This window comes from Pseudoxanthomonas sp. z9, from assembly GCF_006542425.1.
Taxonomy (GTDB): Bacteria; Pseudomonadota; Gammaproteobacteria; order Xanthomonadales; family Xanthomonadaceae; genus Pseudoxanthomonas_A.
In genome coordinates, this window is the sequence record NZ_VFID01000002.1 from 16,587 (window position 1) to 34,981 (window position 18,395).

Below are 18,395 nucleotides of genomic sequence, written 5' to 3' on the forward strand. Positions count from 1 at the left end.
TGAGGCCGGGAATCGGGAATCGGGAATGGGGAATCGAAGAATTCATGGCGCTGACGCGGCCGGGTTTCTCATCGTTGTGTCGTATTCGTTTCATCGTCTGTCTCCGCAACGGGAGTCCGCTTTTGCGATTCCCCATTCCCGATTCCCCATTCCCGATCCAATCAACTAATCGTCCCCACCAGCTTCAACCGCTTGTCCTCCGGCACTTCGCTGTAGGACAGGACCGACAGCGTGGGGACGCTGTGGCGAACCAGCCGGGCCAGCGCGGCGCGGACGCCGCCGGGGACCAGCACCACCGCCGGCTCGCTGCGCGCGTCCTGCTGGGCGACGCAGTCGGCCAGGCTCTGGTGGAGCCGTTCGGCCAGGCCGGGTTCCAGCGCGGCGCCGGTGCCCTGCACGCTGTCCTGCAAGACACGTTCCAGTTGCGGCGCCAGGGTGTAGACGGGAAGCTCCGGGGCCATGCCGGAGATTTCCTGGACGATGAAACGGCCCAGCGACGTGCGCACGGCGGCGGTGAGCGCGGCCGGATCCGGGTTCTGCGGGCCGAATTCGACCAGCGCCTCGACGATCCGGCGCAACTGGCGGATCGGCACGCGCTCGATCAGCAGGTTCTGCAGCACCCGCACCACCGTCGACAGGGTGAGCGTCTTGGGTGTCAGATCCTCGACCAGCTTGGGCGCGGTCTTGCCGAGGTTGGCGAGCAGTTGCTGCACCTCCTCGTGGCCCAGCAGTTCCGGCGCGTGCTCGCGGACCAGGTGTGACAGGTGGGTGGCGACCACGGTCGAGGCATCGACCACGGTGTAGCCCAGTGATTCGGCCATCGCGTGCTGGCCCGGGGTGATCCAGGTGGCGTCCAGGCCGAACGCGGGATCCCGCCCGGGGATGCCGTCGAGGGTGCCGAACGCGCCGCCGGGGTCCAGCGCCAGTTCGCGATCCGGATGAATCTCGGCGGTGGCCACCGGCACGCCGTGCACCAGCAGGCGATAACCATTGGAAGGCAGTTCCAGGTTGTCGCGGATGTGCACCGGTGGAATCAGGAAACCCAGATCCTGGGTGAGCTTGCGGCGCACCGCCTTGATCCGCGACATCAGTTCGCCGCCCTGGGCCTTGTCCACCAGCGGAATCAGCCGGTAGCCGACCTCCAGGCCCAGCGGGTCCACCGGACGCACTTCATCCCAGGTCAGTTCGGCCTGCGGGTTGGACGGCGCGGGCAGCGCGGGATCGGCGCCCGCGGCGCTTTCGCCGCCGGCGCCGGGTTGTTGCTTCTTCCACAGTTTCCAGGCGATGTAGCCCAGCACCGCGGCCAGCGTCAAAAACACGACATTGGGCATGCCCGGGACCAGCCCGACCACGCCGATCAGGCTGGCGGCCACCGCCAGCGCCTTGTGCTGGCCGAACACCTGGCCCACCATCGCGTTGCCCATGTCCTGCGCGCGCGAGGCGCGGGTGACCAGCATCGCCACCGCCGAGGACACCAGCAGCGCCGGCAACTGCGCCACCAGGCCGTCGCCGATCGACAGCAGGGTATAGATCTTGGCCGCCTCGCCGACCGGCAGGCCGTGCTGGAGCACGCCAATCGCCAGGCCGCCGACCAGGTTGATGAAGAGGATCAGGATGCCGGCGATGGCGTCGCCGCGGATGAACTTGCTGGCGCCGTCCATCGCGCCGTAGAAGTCGGCTTCCTCGCGCACTTCCTCGCGCCGGGCCTTGGCTTCCTCGCGGGTCAGCAGGCCGGCGTTGAGGTCGGCGTCGATCGCCATCTGCTTGCCGGGCATCGCGTCCAGGATGAAGCGCGCCGACACTTCCGAGATGCGCCCGGCACCCTTGGTGATGACCACGAAGTTGATGATGGTCAGGATCGCGAACACCACCAGGCCGACCGCGAAGTTGCCGCCGACCACGAACTCGCCGAACGCCTCGATGACCTTGCCGGCGGCACCGTGGCCGTCCTGGCCGTGCAGCAACACCACCCGGGTGGAAGCCACGTTGAGTGCCAGCCGCAGCATCGTGGTCATCAGCAGCACGATCGGGAAGATGGTGAAGTCGAGCGGCCGGCGCACGTAGACCACCGCCAGCAGCACCACCAGCGAGATGGCGATGTTGAAACTGAAGAGCGCGTCCAGCACCGGCGGCGCCAGCGGGACGATCACCATCGCCAGCATCGCCAGCACGACCAGCGGCGCGCCCAGGCCGTGGCGCAGCATGTCCATCATCCGGGAGGTGGGGCTGGGCACCGCGCTCATGCGGGCTTGCCCTCATCCACGTCCACCGCCGGCAGGTCCGGATGCTCGGCCAGGGTACCGTCGCGCCAGGCGCGCAACTGGTAGACGTAGGACAGGATCTGGGCGACGGCGGTATACAGTCTCACGGGGATCTCCCGGCCGAGTTGCCCTTCGCGATACAAGGCGCGTGCCAGTGGCGGCGCCGACACGATGGCGACCCGGTGCGCCTCGGCGACTTCGCGGATGCGCAGGGCGATTTCGTCCACGCCCTTGGCGACCATCCGCGGCGCGCCCATTTGGCCGGCCTCGTACTTCAGCGCCACCGCGTAGTGGGTCGGGTTGACCACGATGACGTCGGCGGTCGGCACTTCCTCGATCATCCGGCGCTGCGACAGCTGGTGCTGCATCTGCCGGATCCGGCCCTTCACTTCCGGCCGTCCCTCGCTTTCCTTCAGTTCCTCGCGCAATTCCTGGCGGGTCATCTTCAGCTTCCGCATCCAGTTCCATTTCTGGTACGGGGCGTCGATGGCGGCCAGCAGCGCCAACGCGCCGGCGCAGGCCAGCAGCAGGCCGCCGGCGAATCCCATGCCGGTGCGCACGGCCTGCTCCAGCGGCATGGTCAGCAGCTCGCGCAGGGAATTCAGGCCCAGCTTCAGGCTCAGGCCAGCGGCCAGGCCGATGAAGACCACGCGCAGCAGCGACTTCAGCAGTTCGGCCACGCTCTCGGCGCCATACAGGCGCTTGAGCCCGGCCATCGGGCTGAGCCGCTTCAGATCCGGTGTCAACGCCTTGCCGGAGAACTGCAATCCACCCATCAGCACCGGGCCGAGGAAGCCGGCCAGCAGGCACAGCCCGATCATCGGCAGCATCACCCACAGCAGTTGCAGCAGCAGGCTGCCGACGTGGCCGAACAACTGGTCCGGATGCTTGAACAGCTGGGGATCCGGGCTGAGCGCGATCTTCATCCAGCCCAGCGAGCCGCGCGCCAGCGGCATGGCCATGGTCAGCAGCGCGATCACGCCGGCGCCGAACACCGCCGCCGTCGCCAGCTCGCGCGAACGCGGGATGTTGCCCTGTTCGCGGGCCTCGCGCAGGCGTTTTTCACTGGGCTGTTCTGTGCGTTCGCCGCTTTCGTCCTGTTCGGCCATGGCGCTGCGTCGGGAAAACCGACCACCACGCTGCAAGTCCCGTTCCAGTCCGGCGACGGGAAACGGACCTCGCCCCGGTCACCGTGCCACTTCCGAAGATCGGGGGAGCGGCCTGGGCGAGGATCAGAACAGGTCTTCGGCGATCACGTAGCTGTCGCGGCCGTTGGACTTGGCCCGGTACAGGGCGGCGTCGGCGCGCGAGAACCAGTCGTGCCAGTCGCGTTCGTGGCCAAGCAGGGCACCGCCCAGCGAGATGGTGATGCGTCCGCCCGGCCCGCGCAGGGACGCGCGCACCGCCTTGCGCAGGCGTTCGGTGGCCGACTCCAGTTCATCGCGGCTGGAGACCTTCAGCAGCACCACGAATTCCTCGCCGCCGAACCGGTAGACTTGGTCGTCCTTGCGCATCTCGAAACGCAGGATCGAGGCCAGGTCGGCGATGGCCTCGTCGCCGGCGGCGTGGCCATAGAGGTCGTTGACCTCCTTGAAGTGATCCAGGTCCAGCACGATCAGTCCGTACCGCCCGCGGCCCAGCGTCTGCTGCTCCAGGGCGTGGGTGAGCGCGCGCTCCATCATCCGCCGGTTGGGCACGTTGGTCAGCGCGTCCAGCGAGGCCAGTTCCTGCAGCTCGACCCGGTCGTCCTGGCTGCGGGTGGCGAAGATGTAGGAGAACAGCGCGGTCAAGGCCGCGGTCACCAGGGTGGACACCGCATGGAACACGTCCGGGAACACCCCCGGCAGCAGGCACAGCACCACCAGCATCACCAGGCCGGCGCCCAGCGCCAGCCGGCGGTCGGCGAGGAAGAAGTTGGTCAGCAGGACCAGGTAGAGCCAGGTGATGGCGATCGGGCCGATCAGCCAGACCGCCAGCAGGCAGGCGCTGGAGTTGAGCAGGCACAGCAGATTGCCGGCGCGGGCGCTGTTGCCGCTGTTCCGGGCATAGACCACCACGCTGAAAATGGCCGCCGCGATCACCCCGTCCACCGCCAGCGCCAGGAAATTGCCGTGCAGCCAGCGGTAGATCGCGAAGGCGGCGATCACCACGGTCGTGGTCACGCCCAGCAGGGTGATCAGTTCCAGGCGGATGTCGCGGTTCTTTGAGGTCATCCCGGTCAGGGTCTGGCGCCCGGTGGCGCCCGCATCGTGATTTCGTCGTCTTTCCCGAAGCAAGTCTAGTGCCGGAATTCCGACTTCGGGTGAAGCCCGTCAAGGAATCGTTGCCGGCCCGCCGGATAGCCCTCGTAGGAGCGACGTCAGTCGCGACCGGAACCCCGGCATCACGGAACCGCCACCCCAGGATGCGCCGCCCTTGTGGGAGCGACGTCAGTCGCGAAGGGCGGCCGGCATCCCGAATCGCGACTGACGTCGCTCCCACACCTCAAGAGAGGGGGCGGTTCAGCGGGCAGGAATCAGGCTCAGGTCGGCGCGGTAGTCCCAGGTCTCGGTTTCCGCCGACAGCACCGCGGTGGCCAGCGCGGCGGCCGCGTCCGCTGCCCGTGGATCGCGGGACCCGGCGAGCAGGGCGTCCAGGCTGCCGTCGCCTCGGTCATGGTCCTGCCAGTCGCGCAGCGCGACCAGATGCAGATAACCGGGCGCATCGCCACTGACGGGCTCGTACCAGCTGTGTGCCGGCGCATCGGCTGGCAGCGCCGCGCGGGCGATCCGGACCGCTTGTTCGAACCCCGCGCGCGCACCGGGCCGGACCGCGTAGCGGGTGACCAGCAGACGGGGCGAAGGCTGCCAGCGTTCCAGCGGGAAGCCGCTGCTCAGATCCCGCCGCAACCGGTAGCTGGCGCGCAGCGCCGGTTCCACGAACGGGGTGACGTTGCGCGCGGCGTCGGCGCCGTCGCCGGCCGGATCGACGCGCCGGTCGAACGCCGCGAACGGGGCGCCGAAGCTGCCGTCGACGAACATCCCGGCGCGCTTGCCGTCGCTGACATACCAGCCGTACCACACCAGCGGATCTCCCGCCTGCCGGTGCCACGCCAGATGGCGGCGATAACCCTCGTCGAAGGCTTCACGCTGGCCGGCCTTGGGCCAGTAACCGAACAGATGGGCAGCATCGCCACTGTCGCGGGTGGACACCGCCGGACTGGCGGCGGAAGCGGCGTGGGCGGTGGGCAACAGCGCAGCCAGCAGCAGGCAGGCGGACAGCAATCGCATGGCGGGCATCCGGCGAAGGGGAAGGGGAAGGGCGACAGCCTAGGCCGGACGCGCGCCCCCGGCCATTTCAAATCCCGGCGTCGCCATTCAATGACATGGAATGATCGCGCCCGGCTTACCATCGGCGTTCCTTCCGCTTTCCTCCGGCCGATGCTTCCCGATTTCCGTCGTCTCGCCGTGTTCCGCACCGTGGTCGCCGAGGGCGGCGTCAACGCCGCCGCGCGCAGTCTGCACAAGTCGCCCTCGGCCGTGACCTACGATCTGCAGCAGCTCGAGCGCCAACTCGGCACGCCGCTGTTCCGGCGCAGCGGCAGCCGGTTGGTGCTGACCCCGCGCGGGCGGGTGCTGGCCGCCTCGATCGAGCGCGCCTATCTGGATCTGGGCCAGGCCTGGCAGAACGTGCGCGAGGATGTCGCCGCCGAACCACTGCGGGTGGCCTGCGTGTCCGGCTTCGGCCGGTACCGGCTGGTGCCGCGCCTGCTGTCGCTGCTGCCGCCCGAGCGCCCGCTGGAAGTGCTGTTCCGCACCGCCAGCCAGGTGCTGGCCTTGCTGGAAACCGGACGGGTGGCGCTGGGCGTGAGCTATCGCCCGCTGGTGACCGCCGGCATCGCCTCGGTGCCGTTGGGCGAGGAGGAATTGGCGCTGGTCGGCCCCAAGGCGCGACGCGCCACGCCCGGTGCTGCGCAGATCGCCTCGTTGCCGTTCGTGACCTACGAGGAGTTCGACTACGTGTTCTTCCGCTGGTTCGAAAGCCAGCAGTTGCCGCTGCCGGCACGCTGGCACCGCAGCGATCATTTCGACGAACTGGAGGAAGCACTGGAGAGCGTGGCACAGGGCCGCGGATGGTCGATCGTCCCGCTGGATTCGGCGCTCGGCACTGCCTATCGCTCGCGGGTGCGCGTGCATCGGCTCTCGAAGCCGTGCTTGAACGAGGTGCACCTGATCGGACGGGAGCGGGATTTGCGCAGCGAGGACGCCGCCTTGCTGCGCAGGGCGGCGGCGTAGACGGGGCTTTCGCCATCGTGTTGCCCGTTGGACATCGACGGCGTTCCTCCGCGGCTCCTGCTCTGTTTTTTGCTTGGGTTCCCGAACCCCGACGCAAGCGCGCCAAGGTGAAGCGCCCCTGGCAATCACGCGCGGCGGCACCCGATATCGATGACGCTTGAAAGAAGGCAAAAGCAAAGGCCAGGGCAGCGGAGCGAGCTCCGCTCTACGGCGTCAGCTGCCGCGCCGCATCGAAGGTCTGGTCGAAGATGCGCTGTACCGGCGGTCCCAGTTCCCCCGACAACAGCGCCAGCAGGAATAGTCCCAACAGCAACGCGGTCGGCAGGCCCAACTGGATCGGATTGAGCGCCGGTGCCGCGCGGCCCAGCACGCCGAATGCCAGATTCACCGCCAGCATCGCCACCATCACCGGCAACGCCAGGCTCAGGGCCGCGCGCAGGATCTGCATGAAGAACGCCGGTGCGACCTGCAGCACCGCCTGGGGATCCGGCAACGCGGTGCCGATCGGCAGCGAGTGATAGCTGTCGACCAGCAGCGCCACCAGTGCGAGGTGCCCGTTGAGGGTGAAGAACACCAACCCGAAGGCCAGGTAGAACCACTGGCCGACCACGCCGGAATTGACACCGCGCAGCGGGTCCGACATCTGCGCGAAGGCCAGGCCGGTGCCCTGCGAGATCAATTCACCGGCCAGCGCACCGGCTTCGAACGCCAGCCGCAGCAGGAAGCCGATGCAGGCGCCAACCGCCAGCTCGCGCGCGGCCGTCAACACGTTGGCCGAATCGAAGGCGATCTGGGTGGGCGGCGACGGCAGCATCGGCGCCAGCGCCAGCGACAGCGCGCCGGCGAGGATCACCCGCACCCGTACCGGCACCGCGCGGGTACCGACCAGCGGCATCGCCATCAGCATCGCGCCGGTGCGCAGCATCACCCACAGCAGCGTGGTGATCAGGCCGAACGCCTGCTGCCCATCGATGACCATCTGGGTGGCGGCATTCATCCGCGCATCCCCGCCGGGTTGTCAACACATTCGGCAGGCCGCCACCGTGGAAAAACCAGAACGGCACCCGGACATTCCCCCCTTTGAAAAAGGGGGGGCAGGGGGGGATTCCCCCGCGATGCCTGGCCCACCGTCACCACCGCCTCACCCAATCAGATGCGGCAAGCGCTGGAACAGCGCCGTGGTGTACTCCACCAGCGTCCCCATCAGATAGCTGCCGGTGGCGAACAGCGCCGCGGTCAGCGCGATGGCCTTGGCGACGAACGCGATGGTCGGCTCGTTCAACTGCGTCGCCGCCTGGATCACGCCAATCACCACGCCGACGATCAGCACCACCAGCAGCAGCGGCCCACCCACCCACAGCGCGATTTCAAGGCCACCACGCAGTTCGGTCAATGCGGTTTCGGGAGTCATTGTCTACGGGAATCGGGAATGGGGAATAGGGAATCGGTGTGCGAGAAATCAGGCTGTCGGGAAGTCGCTCTTGCGATTCTCCATTCCCGATTCCCCATTTCCGGCTAGTTGAAGCTCGCCGCCAGCGAGCCGACGATCAGGACCCAGCCGTCGACCAGCACGAACAGCAGGATCTTGAAGGGCGCCGAGACGAGCATCGGCGAGAGCATCATCATGCCCATCGACATCAGCACGCTGGCCACGACCAGGTCGATGATCACGAAGGGGATGAAGATCAGGAAGCCGATTTCGAACGCGGTCTTCAGTTCGCTGGTCATGAAGGAGGCGACCACGATCGGGAACGGCACATCGGCCGGACTCGCGTAGCTGGCGTGGCCGGCCATGCCGGCGAAGGTCATCAGGTCGGTTTCACGCACCTGCGCGAGCATGAAGTCGCGCAGCGGGCCGGTGGTCAGGGTCCAGGCGGTGCCGAAGTCGATCTGGCCGTCCAGATAGGGCGCCATGCCCTGCGCCCAGGCCTTCTCGCCCACCGGCATCATCACCAGCATGGTCAGGAACAGGGCCAGGCCCACCAGCACCTGGTTGGACGGGGTCTGGCCGGTGCCCAGCGCCTGCCGCAGCAGGCCGAGCACGATGATGATGCGGGTGAACGCGGTCATCGCCAACAGGATCGACGGGATCAGGGTGATCGCCGTCATCAGCAGCAGCGTCTGCAGCGGCAGGCTGACGTTGCGATCGCCAATCTGGCCGACGTTGACGTCTGGCAGCGTGGGCAGGGTCGGCTTGCCCGGCGGCGTGGGCGCGGCGGTATTCGCGGCGACGGGCGTCGCGGGTGCCGCCGCGGCCTGCGCGTTCTGCGCGAAGGCCAGCACCGGCGCGGCCAGCAGCCACAGGCACAACAGGAAGGGCAACAGGCGACGCATCGTCATTTCTCTTTGCGCAGGCGCTTGGCCAGCAGTTCGGCGAAGTTGGGCAGGGGCTGCACCGGCACCGGCGGCAGCGGTTCGGGCAGGCGATGCAGGTGGGCGATGCCGCCCGGGCTCACGCCCAGCAGAAGTTGTTCGCCGCCGATCTCGACCACCAGCAGGCGCTCCTTGGTGCCGACCGACAGGCTGGTGACGATCCGCAGCTGATCGTTCGGGCGCAGGCCCAGGCCGGCGCCGGGCAGGCGCTTGAGCAGCCAGGCCAGGCCGAGGATCAGGCCCAGCACCAGGACCAGGCCGACCAGCGCGCCGCCGATGCCGGGCGTGGCCGGCGCGGCGTGGCCAATCTTCTGCGCGGGCGTGGCGGCCGTGGCCGCGGCGGCGATCAGGGGAAGCGGAAACGACATGAGGACGGCTCAGCGCAGGCGGCGGATGCGTTCGCTGGGGCTGACCACGTCGGTCAGGCGCACGCCGAAGCGTTCGTTGACGACCACCACTTCGCCATGCGCGATCAGGGTGCCGTTGACGAACACGTCCAGCGGCTCGCCCGCGCCGCGCTCCAGTTCCACCACCGAGCCCTGGTTGAGCTGCAGCAGGTTGCGGATCGGGATGCGGGTGCGGCCGACTTCCAGCGACAGCACCACCGGCACGTCCAGGATGACGTCCAGGCTCATGTCGCTGAGGCTGCGTCCGGCGTCGGCCTGCAGGGCCTCGAATTGCGCGGCGGCGGCTTCTTCGGTGAGGGGTTGGTTCATGGCAGGGAATCCTGGGTGGCGATGTCGGAAGCGGTCGATGCGAGCGAGGGCGCCGCGGGTGGCGGCGTGACCAGCGCGCCGGGCGGACGGTGGGCGAGGATCTTCACCGCGTTGTTGCCGTTGGAGGTGCCGAACTCGCCGGTGAACACCGGTACCTGTTCGACGCACACCGGCACCGTGCGCGGCAGGTCGATGGGCAGGATGTCGCCCACCTTGAGGCGGGTGAGATCGCGCAGGCTGATGCGCTTCTCGGCGAGCACGCTGGACAGGGTGACCTCGGCGCCGCGCAGCAGTTCGTTGACGCTGTCGCGGAAGCTGTCATCGTCGTGCACGCGGTCGGACTGGATGCCGGCGTCGAGCAGTTCGCGGATCGGCTCCAGCATGGAATAGGGCAAGGTGATGTGCAGATCGCCGCCGCCGCCGTCCAGTTCGACGTGGAAGCGGCTGACCACCACGTACTCGCGCGGGCTGACGATGTTGGCGAAGTGCGGATTGACTTCCGAGTTGATGTACTCGAATTCCACCGGCATCACCGGCGCCCAGGCGTCGACCAGATCGGTGAAGGTCTGCTTGAGCAGCAGGTGGATCACCCGCATCTCGGTGGCGGTGAACTCGCGGCCCTCGATCTTGGCCGGATAGCGCCCGTCGCCGCCGAAGAAGTTGTCCACCACCGTGTAGACGAGCTTGGGCTCGAACACCATCAGGCCGACCCCGCGCAGTGGCTTGAGCCGGATCAGGTTGAGGTTGGTCGGCACGTACAGCGAATGCAGGTATTCGCCGAACTTGATCATCTCGATGCCACGCACCGACAAATCGGCCGAGCGGCGCAGCAGGTTGAACAGGCCGATGCGCCAGGTGCGGGTGAAGCGCTCGTTGATCATCTCCAGCGTGGGCAGGCGGCCGCGGACGATGCGGTCCTGGCTGGCGAAGTCGTACAGGCGTGCGACGCCGGGGTCCTGCGGCGGCTCGTCGGTCTCGATCGCACCGGAATCGACGCCATGGAGCAGGGCGTCGATTTCGTCTTGCGAAAGCAGGTCGCTCATCATCGCGGGCTTCCCCTTACTGCATCACGAAACTGGTGAACAGCAGTTGCTCGGCCCCCGGCTTGCCGGTTTCCGCCTTCATCAGCTTGCGCACTTCGGCCAGTGCCTGTGCCTGCAGCTTTTCCTTGCCGGCACGGGTGATCAGCTCCTCGGCGTTCTGCTGGGCGAACAGCATCAGCAGCTTGGCGCGCAGCGCCGGGGCATGCAGTTCGATGGCCTTGAGCGATTCCGGGTCGCGGGTCATCAGTTGCACTTCGACCTGCAGGTAGCGCGCGCCGCCGGCCGAGCCGATCAGGTTGACCACGAAGGGCGGCTCTAGGGCGAAGTACTGCGCCGGGGCGGGTACCTTGCCGGCGTCAGGCGCGGCCTTGGCTTCGGGCTTGGCGGGCGCGGCGTTGCGCGACGCGAAGAACCACGCGCCGCCGCCGGCCGCACCGGCGGCGACCAGCGCGACCAGGCCGATGATCAGCCAGGGCTTGCCCGCCTTGGGCGTCGGTTTGAGCAGCTTGGGGTCGGGTTTCTCGGCGGGGGGCACGCGGGCGTTCTCCTGGGTGGACGCGGGAGAAGATGCAAGTGGCGTGCCGTGGAACTGGCGAGGCGGTGCCGGAAATCCGGCGGGGGCACACGCCGTCGTGCGGAGCCGCCGACAGCCCGGCCGGGACACCGACGTAGAGCGGAGCTTGCTCCGCTACTCCGGCTTTGCCATTCCGTCCGGCCTTCATCAGGAAGGGTTACCGGGTGCTGGCGCGCGATACCGATGACGAACGAACCATTCAGGCCAGAGCAAATGCCCAAGCAGCGGAGCAAGCTCCGCTCCACGTGGCGTCGCGGATCAGGCGTAGGCGTCCAGCAATCCGCGGGCGATGCGAACCGGCGCGCCGCGGGGGGCGGTGTCGGTGTCCGTCGTCGAGGTCGTGCCGTCGCCGCCTCCACGTGAGGTGTTGGTCTGGGCCGGCGAGGATTGCGGCTGCTGGCGGTGGCCGACGTCGGCCTGCGCCAGCTGGAAACCCTGCTGGCCCAGCATCTCGCGCAGGCGCGGCAGGCTGTCCTGCAACGCCTGCCGGACTTCCGGCTGCGCGCTGCTGAAATCGGCGTGCACGCGATCGCCGTCCAGGCGCAGGCTGACTTCGATCGCGCCCAGATCGCCGGGGCTGACCCGAATGTGGGCATGGCCGATTTTCTGTTCGGCCATCCAGGTCATCTGGGTGCCGAGGGTGTCGCCGAAACGGTCACCGCGCAGGTCCGGCGTCATCGACGCCAGCGGATTGACGGTGGCGGTGCGGGCAAGACCGTAATCGGAGGCGGGCGCGGGCATGCCGGCCAGGGGAGCGGCGATCGGCACGGGCGCGTCCGCGTCGGCGCCGCCGGCATCGCCGGCCATGTCCTTGAGCGCGGCCAGTCCGGCGGCGAGCGTGGCGGGCAGGGGCACGGATTCGCCGGCGGCGAGGTCGGCGAGCGGAATCGCGGCCGGAGCGGTGCCGGTGGATGCGGATACCGGAGGAGCGTCGGAGGGCCGGGCGGCGTTCGCCATCGCGCTGGTAAAGGCGAGCGGATCCGCTGGCGCGGCCTCCGTGCTGGTGGTTGGCGTGGCCAGTCCACCTTCGGCGAGCATGGTGCTTGCCATCGGCATCGCGTTCGCGGCCAGGCGCAGTCCGGCCGGGAAACCGGTCGACAACGCGGATGTGCCGTGCCCCGGGGTTCCCGGCGGGACGCTTTCCGGCGTGCCGGCAAGGCTGTCCAGGGGAGGCGGGAACACCGCCAGGATCAGTCCGGCGGGGGGCCAGGCGGCGTCCTCGTTGGCGCTTTCGTGGCGGTCCTTTCGCGTGTCGCGTTCCGCCTGCGCGGTGGCGGCTGACGCGGATGCGGCGTCGTCGGCGGAAGCGTTCGCCTCATCCGCCTGCGCGCGGGCGGGTTCGTCCGTGCGCGCATCCCGCGCGGATTCGCGCGCCGGAGTGGCATCGCGCTGGCGCTTGCCGGCCGGCACGGTGGATTCGGAACGGGCGCCGGGCGCATCGCGGCGCAGCAACTGCTCGAAGGCGGGTTTCTTCGCCGAGGGTTCGGCCGTGCGCGGACCGTTCGCGCCGGCGATGCCGGTACCGGCGTTCGCGCCCATGCCGCCGAGCCAGCCGGAAGCATCGGCCTTCACTTGCTTTCCTCGGTTTCCTCGGCGGCGGCGGTCGCCGCCAGGCGCGCGCGGCGCGCGCCCAGGTCATCCATCTCGCGCTGGTTGCGGCGCTCGACCACCTGGTGCTCCTGCACCCGGTAGCTGGCGGCCAGTTGTTCCAGCACCTGCTTGTCGCGACTGGCCAGCAGCAGCCGGTCGCGCTCGATGTCCACGCTGGCGCGGCTGCGGTCCACGGTCTGCGCCTGCTGCTGCACCGCGCTGTCCAGGCGATCCAGGAAGGCCCGCCGGTTGGCCAGCTGGGCCGGGCTGGTCGCGGCCATCTGGCTGCCGGCGTATTCGTCGGCGTAGCGACGCAGTTCCTCCAGCCGCGATTCGTGCATCGCCAGCGTGCGCTGGCGCTCGGCCAGATCGCGGGCGACCGCGTCTTCCTTCTCCTGGGCGCGGCGCAGCAGCGGGTCGATTCGACGGGATTGCATCATGGCTTAGGATTCCTTGCGGGCTTGCGCGTTGCGTTCGACCAGTTGTTCCAGCGCGTCGCGGCTGTTGCGCAGATCCGCCGAGCGGGCCACGTCCTGGCCGAGGAATTCGACGATCTCCGGCCAGCGTTCCAGCGCTTCGTCCACGGTCGGGTCGCTGCCGCGCTGGTAGGCGCCGATGGCGATCAGGTCGCGGTTGCTGGTGTAGGCCGACAGCAGCCGCTTGAGCTTGCGGATGCGATCGCGCCAGGTCTCGTCGGCAATCTCGGTAACCACGCGGCTGACCGAGGATTCGACGTCGATGGCTGGATACAGGCCGCTGTCGGCGACCCGGCGCGAGAGCAGGATGTGGCCGTCGAGGATGGCGCGGGCGGCGTCGGCGATTGGATCCTGGGGATCGTCGCCTTCGGTCAGCACGGTGTAGAAGGCGGTGATGGAACCGCGCCCGGCCGAGCCGTTGCCGGCGCGTTCGACCAGCGCGGGCAGGCGCGCGAACACCGACGGCGGGTAACCACGGGTGGTCGGCGGTTCGCCCACCGACAGGCCGATTTCGCGCTGGGCCTGGGCGAAACGGGTCAGCGAATCCATCAGCAACAGGACATTCAGGCCCTGGTCGCGGAACCACTCGGCGATCGCGGTGGCGCGATAGGCGCCCTGCAGGCGCGCCAGCGGCGGGCGATCGGCCGGACTGGCGACCACCACCGCGCGCGCCAGTCCCGCCGGGCCGAGCGTGCTCTCGACGAAATCGCGCACTTCGCGGCCGCGTTCGCCGATCAGGCCGACCACGATCACGTCGGCGGCGGTGTAGCGGGTCATCATGCCCAGCAGGGTCGACTTGCCGACGCCCGAGCCGGCGAACAGGCCCACGCGCTGGCCGCGGCCGATCGGCAGCAGCGCGTTGATCGCGCGCACGCCCACGTCCAGCGGCTGGGTGATGGGTTCGCGCGAGAGCGGATTGATCGCCACGCCCGACAGGCTCACCGTGGACTCGGCGCGGATCGGGCCGCGCCCGTCCAGCGGCACGCCGTCCGAGTCGATGACCCGGCCCAGCAGGCCTTCGCCGACTTCCACGCCGCCACGGCGGCGCAGCGGCACCACCCGCGCGTTCGGCAGCAGGCCGTGCAGTTCGGCGCTGGGCATCAGGTAGGTGCGTTCGCCGGCGAAGCCGACCACTTCCGCGTCGACCCAGCCGCCATCGACCACTTCGACCTTGCAGGTGGCGCCCAGCGGCGCCTCGCAGCCGATCGCCTCCAGGGTCAGGCCGACCGCGCGACGCAGGATGCCTTCGCGGATCAGGCCGTGGCTACCCAGGTTGGGACGGATCTGCGACAGCCGCGCGGCCAGCCTCAGGTCGCGCGCGTTCAGCCATTCCAGCGGTTGCGCGCTCATCCGAGGGCGCCTCCGCGTTGCAATACGTTCTCCAGCGCGCCGCGCAGGCGCGCTTCCAGGGTACCGTCGATGCGCACGCTCTCGGCGTGCACGCGCAGGTCGCCACGGCTGAGCGAGGTGTCCGCGGTCAGGCGGGTGGTCGGCATCATCGACAGCACCGGCGTCAACGCGGCGATATCGTCCGGATGCAGGCGCAGTTCGACCTCGCGGCTGGTGCCGCCGACCGCGTCGAGCGCGGCGCTGGCCAATTCCGACAGCAGCATTGGATCGGCCTGGTAGGCGCGTCCGACCAGGCTGCCGGCGATCCGCACCGCCAGCTCCGACAGCGCGCCCATCACTTCGTTTTCCAGTCGATCCAGCGGGCGCGAGAAGTTGTCCAGGATGCCCTCGATCTGCGCGGTCAGCCGGCGCACCTCGTTCTGGCCCTGGGCGAAGCCCTCGGCATGCCCTTCGGCGCGACCACGCTCCAGGCCTTCGCGGTAGGCCGCTTCCTCGATGGCCTGGATTTCCTCCAGGCTGGGCGGACGCAGCATCGGCACTTCGGCCGCGGCGTCGCGGCGGGCCATAAAATCCAGCGGCGGGGCCATCCAGCGCACCGGATCGTTCATACCATCTCCTCACTGCTGGCGTTGAGCGAGATGACGCCCTGGTCGGCCAGGCGGCGGACGATGGCGAGGATTTCCTTCTGCGCGCCTTCCACGTCGGACAGCCGCACCGGGCCGCGCGCCTCCATGTCCTCCATCAGGATCTGCGCGGCGCGCTGGGACATGTTGCGGGTGATCTTCTCGCGCACCCTGGCGTCGGCGCCGCGCAGGGCCAGGCCCAGGCGGTCGTTGGGCACTTCGCGCAGCATCGCCTGCAGTTCGCGGTCGTCCAGATCGATGAGGTTGTCGAACACGAACATCAGGTCCTGGATGCGCGCGCCCAGATCGGCGTCGATGTGGTTGATGGCGCCCAGGATGGTCTGGTCCTGGCCGCTGTCCATGAAATTGAGGATGTTCGCCGCCACCTTGATGCCGCCGATGCTGGACGACTTCAGGTTCTGGTTGCCGGAGAACTGGCGTTCCATGATCTCGTTGAGTTCGTTGAGCGCGTTGGGCGGGATGCCGTCGAGGGTGGCGATGCGCAGCAGCACGTCCGAACGCGCGCGCTCGGGCAGCATCTTGAGGGTCTCGGCGGCCTGATCACCGTCCAGGTGGGACAGCACGATGGCGATGATCTGCGGGTGCTCGTTGCGCACCAGATCGGCGATCGCGCGCGGGTCCATCCACTTCAGGGTGTCCAGGCCGGTGGTGTTGCGGCCCAGCAGGATGCGGTCGATCAGGCTGCCGGCCTTGTCCTCGCCCAGCGCCTGCACCAGCACCTTGCGCACGTAGTCGTCGGCGCCCATGCCCAGCGAGGTCTGCTTGTCCAGCGAGTGGTTGAAGCTGTCCATCACCTGCAGCACCTGCTCGCGGCTGATGCCGCTGATGGTGGCCATGGCGATGCCGAGCTTCTGCACCTCCTTGGCGTTCATGTGCTTGAGCACTTCGGCGGCATCCTGCTCACCCAGCGAGAGCAGCAGGACGGCGGCGCGCTGCACGCCGGTCAGCTCGGTGTCGTTGGGATTAATCATCGCTGGCCACCCAGTCCTTCACCACCTGCGCGACCTGCTTGGAATCGTTCTTGACCGCCTCGCGGGCGTGGCGCAGCCGGTCCTCGTAGGCATCGGAGGCCAGCGCGCGCGGCACGCTGATCTCGGCACGGTCCTGGCGCAGCGCGGCGACGATGCGGGCATCCTCGTCGCCTTCGTCGACCAGGCTCACGTCCACCGCGTCGGGGGCGGCCCTTTTCGCCCGTGGCTGGATGATCTGGCGCATCGCCGGGCGCAACACGCCGAACAGCAGCGCCAGCACCACGATCGCGCCCAGGCCGTAGCGGGCGACGTCCCGCACCATCGGATTCTGCAGCCACGGGCTTTCCCAGAACGACACCTCCTCCGCCGGCGCCGGCTCGCGCACGAACGGCGCGTTCATCACCGACACGGAGTCGCCGCGCGCGGCATCGAATCCGACCGCTTCCTTCACCAGCGCCTCGACCCGGGCGAGGGTGGCCGCGTCCAGCGGCACCATCGTGGTCTTGCCGTTGGCGCCGGCGCGCGGCACGTGATCGACCAGCACCGCGGCGGTGACCCGGCGCACCCGTCCGGCGGGCTGGCGGGGTGCTGCAGGGTGCGATCCATCTCGAAATTGCGGGTCGCGCTGCTGGCGGTTTCCACCGGCGCCTCGGGATTGGGCGCGGCGGCCGCGTTGGGACCGGGCGGCGTGTTACTGGTCGCGCCGGGCACGCCCTCCGGTCCCGGCTTGGCGACCGTGTTCTGGCTGACCTGTTCGCTGCGTACCTTGGCCGGATCGTTGGCGAAGGTCTCGCGCGCTTCCTCGACCACCGAGAAGTCCATGTCCACCGCGACTTCGGCGTTGACCCGGCCCGGGCCGGTCAGCGGTTCCAGCAGTTCCTTGACGCGCTGGTTGAGCGAGGTTTCCAGCTTGCGCACGCGCTCGAACTGGGCGGCGTTGAGCGCGGCCTCGCTGTTGGGATCGCTGATGGTCAGCATGCGGCCGCTCTGGTCGACCACGGTGACGCGTTCCGGCGCCAGGTCCGGAATGCTCGAGGACACCAGGTGCACGATGGCATCGACCTGATTGCGTTCCAGCATCGCGCCCGAACGCAGTTCCAGCACTACCGAGGCGCTGGCGACCTCGCGCTGGCGGGTGAACGCGCTGGGCTTGGGAATGGCCAGGTGCACCCGCGCGTCACGGACCGGGCGCAGGGTGGTGATGGTGCGCACCAGCTCGGTTTCCAGCGCGTGCTGGTAGCGGGCGTTCTCGACGAACTGGCTGACGCCGAAACCGGGATCGCGTTCCATCAGTTCAAAGCCCAGCCGGCCGTTCTCGGCAAGGCCGGAACTCGCCAGCTTCAGGCGGGCGTCGTGCAGGTTTTCCGCCGGCACCGAGATGGCGCCGCTGGCCTGGTCGAGCTTGAACGGAATCTGCGCGGCGCGCAGCAGGTCGGCGGCTTCGGCGGTGGCCTTGGCATCCAGCCCGGTGTAGAGCGGGGTGAAGTCGGGCTTCTGCGACCAGAAGAACACCATCAGGCCGACCGCGACCGCGCCGGCGATCATCAGCAGCGTGCCGAGCTGGCGGAACACCGGGAAGTCCTGGATTTTCGACAGCGCCGCGCCCGCCTTCTCGGCGTTCAGCGATTCCTTCAACGATTCCTTGGACAGGGTCAGGGCCATGGGCGTGCGGTTCCGGTGCGTTCGGGCTCAGGCGAGGCGATGGTTTACAGGGGCATGTTCATCACGTCCTGGTAGGCCTGGACGAGACGGTTGCGGACTTCGACGGTGGCGCGGAACGCGACCTGCGACTGCTGGGCGGCGACCATCACCCGCGCCAGGTCGGCGCGCGGGTCGCCCAGTTCGAACGCCTGCGACAGCGCACCGGCGGTCTTCTGTGCGTCGTTGACGCCTTGCAGTGCGTTCTGCAGGGTTTCGCCGAAGCTGGGCGCCTTGACCGCGGGCTGGCCGAACTGGACCGCGTTCGGGTTCTGCACCGGTTCCAGCGCGCGCGTGCCCAGCTGGTGCTGGTAGCTGCGGATCTGCGACAGGATGGAAGCGACGGAATCGGACATGGGCGCGGTTCGGCGGAGTGTCTGGGGTTAACGGTGCAAGATGCGTGCCGCAACCGCCGCGCCGGGCCT

The 18,395-nt window shown here is 68.9% G+C and carries 18 protein-coding genes and 1 pseudogene; 1 reads left to right on the plus strand and 18 read right to left on the minus strand.

The genetic code is table 11. The features are described from left to right. Positions 1-161 precede the first annotated feature (161 nt). The 4 genes from flhA to FG323_RS01030 form a co-directional block, all read right to left on the minus strand. Entirely contained in the window at positions 162-2,243 is a 2,082-nt protein-coding gene (flhA, locus tag FG323_RS01015) for a flagellar biosynthesis protein FlhA (protein ID WP_141452579.1), read from the minus strand. Then, positions 2,240-3,370 carry a flagellar biosynthesis protein FlhB gene (gene flhB, locus FG323_RS01020; RefSeq protein WP_141452580.1) on the minus strand — a complete coding sequence of 377 codons (1,131 nt, stop codon included), beginning with the start codon at positions 3,368-3,370 and terminating at the stop codon, positions 2,240-2,242. The genes flhA and flhB overlap by 4 nt, the downstream gene beginning before the upstream one ends. 123 nt (positions 3,371-3,493) lie before the next feature. Next, positions 3,494-4,474: a GGDEF domain-containing protein gene (locus FG323_RS01025; RefSeq protein WP_141452581.1), complete on the minus strand. Its 981-nt coding sequence runs from the start codon at positions 4,472-4,474 to the stop codon at positions 3,494-3,496. 288 nt (positions 4,475-4,762) lie between these two features. After that, the gene (locus FG323_RS01030; RefSeq protein ID WP_181444047.1) at positions 4,763-5,530 is read right to left on the minus strand and encodes a hypothetical protein; all 768 of its coding nucleotides are present in this window, start codon (positions 5,528-5,530) and stop codon (positions 4,763-4,765) included. 150 nt (positions 5,531-5,680) lie between these two features. Here FG323_RS01030 and FG323_RS01035 point away from each other — a divergent pair, with 150 nt between their 5' ends. After that, on the plus strand, positions 5,681-6,535 hold the full coding sequence (locus FG323_RS01035) for a LysR family transcriptional regulator (protein WP_181444048.1): 855 nt from the start codon (positions 5,681-5,683) through the stop codon (positions 6,533-6,535). 205 nt (positions 6,536-6,740) lie between these two features. Here the strand turns inward: FG323_RS01035 and fliR are convergent, their stop codons facing one another. From fliR to fliE, 14 genes and pseudogenes are all read right to left on the minus strand, one after another. After that, entirely contained in the window at positions 6,741-7,532 is a 792-nt protein-coding gene (gene fliR, locus FG323_RS01040) for a flagellar biosynthetic protein FliR (protein ID WP_141452584.1), read from the minus strand. A 144-nt stretch (positions 7,533-7,676) separates the two neighbouring features. Beyond that, a complete protein-coding gene (locus FG323_RS01045; protein WP_141452585.1) occupies positions 7,677-7,946 on the minus strand; it encodes a flagellar biosynthetic protein FliQ in 270 nt (89 codons plus the stop codon). 104 nt (positions 7,947-8,050) lie between these two features. Beyond that, positions 8,051-8,869: a flagellar type III secretion system pore protein FliP gene (gene fliP / locus FG323_RS01050; RefSeq protein ID WP_255469966.1), complete on the minus strand. Its 819-nt coding sequence runs from the start codon at positions 8,867-8,869 to the stop codon at positions 8,051-8,053. A gap of 2 nt (positions 8,870-8,871) precedes the next feature. Beyond that, positions 8,872-9,276, minus strand: a complete 405-nt coding sequence (gene fliO, locus FG323_RS01055) for a flagellar biosynthetic protein FliO (protein WP_141452587.1) — start codon at positions 9,274-9,276, stop codon at positions 8,872-8,874. 9 nt (positions 9,277-9,285) lie between these two features. Further along, a complete protein-coding gene (gene fliN / locus FG323_RS01060) occupies positions 9,286-9,624 on the minus strand; it encodes a flagellar motor switch protein FliN (RefSeq protein ID WP_141452588.1) in 339 nt (112 codons plus the stop codon). Then, positions 9,621-10,667, minus strand: coding sequence for a flagellar motor switch protein FliM (gene fliM, locus FG323_RS01065; protein WP_141452589.1), 1,047 nt, complete (start codon positions 10,665-10,667; stop codon positions 9,621-9,623). Before fliM ends, fliN begins: the two co-directional genes overlap by 4 nt. Before the next feature lie 16 nt (positions 10,668-10,683). Continuing rightward, complete coding sequence (locus FG323_RS01070; protein WP_141452590.1) at positions 10,684-11,202, minus strand: flagellar basal body-associated FliL family protein; 519 nt, start codon at positions 11,200-11,202, stop codon at positions 10,684-10,686. Positions 11,203-11,499: 297 nt separating this feature from the next. Further along, positions 11,500-12,813: a flagellar hook-length control protein FliK gene (locus FG323_RS01075; RefSeq protein ID WP_141452591.1), complete on the minus strand. Its 1,314-nt coding sequence runs from the start codon at positions 12,811-12,813 to the stop codon at positions 11,500-11,502. Beyond that, positions 12,810-13,271 (minus strand): flagellar export protein FliJ, encoded by a 462-nt coding sequence (gene fliJ / locus FG323_RS01080; RefSeq protein WP_141452592.1) that lies wholly within the window; start codon positions 13,269-13,271, stop codon positions 12,810-12,812. Before fliJ ends, FG323_RS01075 begins: the two co-directional genes overlap by 4 nt. A 3-nt stretch (positions 13,272-13,274) precedes the next feature. Next, positions 13,275-14,657, minus strand: coding sequence for a flagellar protein export ATPase FliI (gene fliI / locus FG323_RS01085; RefSeq protein WP_141452593.1), 1,383 nt, complete (start codon positions 14,655-14,657; stop codon positions 13,275-13,277). Further along, the gene (locus FG323_RS01090; protein ID WP_141452594.1) at positions 14,654-15,265 is read right to left on the minus strand and encodes a FliH/SctL family protein; all 612 of its coding nucleotides are present in this window, start codon (positions 15,263-15,265) and stop codon (positions 14,654-14,656) included. The genes fliI and FG323_RS01090 overlap by 4 nt, the downstream gene beginning before the upstream one ends. Further along, on the minus strand, positions 15,262-16,248 hold the full coding sequence (gene fliG, locus FG323_RS01095; protein ID WP_141452862.1) for a flagellar motor switch protein FliG: 987 nt from the start codon (positions 16,246-16,248) through the stop codon (positions 15,262-15,264). The genes FG323_RS01090 and fliG overlap by 4 nt, the downstream gene beginning before the upstream one ends. A 16-nt stretch (positions 16,249-16,264) precedes the next feature. Further along, positions 16,265-17,934: pseudogene (gene fliF, locus FG323_RS01100) on the minus strand (flagellar basal-body MS-ring/collar protein FliF). Between the two features lie 44 nt (positions 17,935-17,978). Then, a complete protein-coding gene (gene fliE, locus FG323_RS01105) occupies positions 17,979-18,326 on the minus strand; it encodes a flagellar hook-basal body complex protein FliE (protein ID WP_141452595.1) in 348 nt (115 codons plus the stop codon). Between the last annotated feature and the right edge of the window lie 69 nt (positions 18,327-18,395).